The following is a 1704-nucleotide window of genomic DNA, read 5'->3' as shown; positions in this document are numbered from 1 at the left end:
CGGTGAGCGTCAAGGAAGATGTCGCGTGAGAGGATTCAGCCGATGCGCTTCATCTCCTGGACGGCCGGGGTGAGGTTCGGAGAGGGGCCGAGACGGACAGGGCCCGCTGGCGTCCAGTCGCGCGTGTCGCGGCTCCAGCGCTCGGGGTGACGGGCTCTGGCGCGCTGGTACACCTGGTGGCGCTGAGCGAGCAACGCGGCCTCGCGGCCAAAGTGCCTGTCGTCGGGCGTGACGAAGCAGATGGCGGAGTGGCGGTGCTCGGTGTTGTACCAGGTCACGAAGCGCGTCACCCAGGCGCGCGAGTCCTCGACGGATACGAAGGGGCGCTGGGGGAAGGAGGGGCGGTACTTCAGCGTACGGAAGAGGGCCTCGGAGAAGGGGTTGTCATCCGAGACGCGGGGCCGGCTGAAGGACGGGGTGACGCCCAGCCACTGCAGGGTGGCCAGCAACGTGGCGCCCTTCATCGGGCCACCGTTGTCCGAGTGCAGCACCAGCCCCTCGGGACAGCCCGCCTGCTGCCAGCAGCGGCGGATGAGGGCTGCGGCATGCTCGGACGACTCCTCCTCGTGCACCTCGAAGCCCATGATGCGCCGGCTGAAGACGTCCACCACCAGGTACAGGTAGAGGAAGGCTCCCTTCACCGGGCCCTTCAGGTAGGTGATATCCCAACTCCAGACTTGGTTCGGTCCGGTGGCGGTGTGCTCGGCCCGGGGCCTGGGCGTGGGCGCCTTGGCATGGCCTCGGTGGGCCAGCTGCCCCGCTTCGCGCAGCACCCGGTAGAAGCTCGCCTCGCTGGCGAAGTACTCGCCCCGGTCGGCCAGCCTGGGGACAATCTGCTTGGGCGAGGCGTCCCGGAACTCATCGCTGTTGGCCACCGCCAGGATTCGGCGCCGCTCCACCTCGGACAGCCGGTTGGCCGGCCGGGTATGAGGACCGCACCGCCGGTCCTCCGCCGTGGCTGGCTTCCTCCAGCGTTGAATCGTGCGCGGGGCCACCCCGAGCCGCTCGCAGATGGCCTCCAAGCGCACGCCCTTTTCCAGGGCCTCGTCGACGTGGGCGAGCGTCATTTCTCGCTCTTCTCGTCCGCTGCGTCGTCCTCGTCGGCCAGGTGCCTCTCGTCCCAACCCATCGCCTGAAGTTTTTTTTCGAGCACCAGCAGCGCGGCCGTCTCGGCCAGCGCCTTCTCCTTGCGGTGCAGCTCGCGCTCGAGCTCCTTGACCCGCTTCTCGGCGGCGGCCAGCCGCTTGCGCTCCTTGGCAGGCAGCGGCTCCGCGCAGGTACCCGACAGGGCCCCGGCGGCGGCCTGCTGCCACTCCTTCAGCTGCGCCTCGTGCAGCCCCTCACTGCGCAGCAGCGCCCCCAACTCCTCGCTGCCCAGGCCCTGTGCCGCCACCAGCACGCGCAGCTTCTCCTCAGACGTCCACTTCTTCGGCGTGGAGGGCAGGACGGGCTTCTTCTCCTCGGGAGGGGGCGTCATCGCCGCCACCCTATTCGCCTCCCGCCGCCACTGCGACAACGTCGGCTGGGACACTCCCACCTGCCGGGCGAGCACCGAGGCGCTCACCGCGCCCGGGCCCACCATCCGCTTCACCATCTGCGCCTTGAATGCATCCGTGTACGGCACCGCGTTCTGCCTGCTCTCGCCCCCAGGGCGTCGTCAACTCGGCACGTCAGCCGAGGCGACATGTTCCCTGACACAGGGGG

At 69.5% G+C, this 1704-nt stretch carries 1 protein-coding gene; it reads right to left on the bottom strand.

The window, feature by feature from the left end:
• Positions 1-35: 35 nt before the first annotated feature.
• Positions 36-1624 (bottom strand): IS3 family transposase gene (locus tag G4D86_RS51600; protein WP_420821903.1). Its coding sequence is split into 2 segments (ribosomal slippage): positions 36-1136 and positions 1139-1624, totalling 1587 coding nucleotides; the frame shifts between segments, so codons are not numbered across the junction.
• Positions 1625-1704 lie beyond the last annotated feature (80 nt).

The organism is Pyxidicoccus caerfyrddinensis (assembly GCF_010894405.1).
GTDB lineage: Bacteria > Myxococcota > Myxococcia > Myxococcales > Myxococcaceae > Myxococcus > Myxococcus caerfyrddinensis.
Note: the sequence above shows the minus strand (reverse complement) of the source record. Positions and strands in the feature narration are given on the sequence as shown.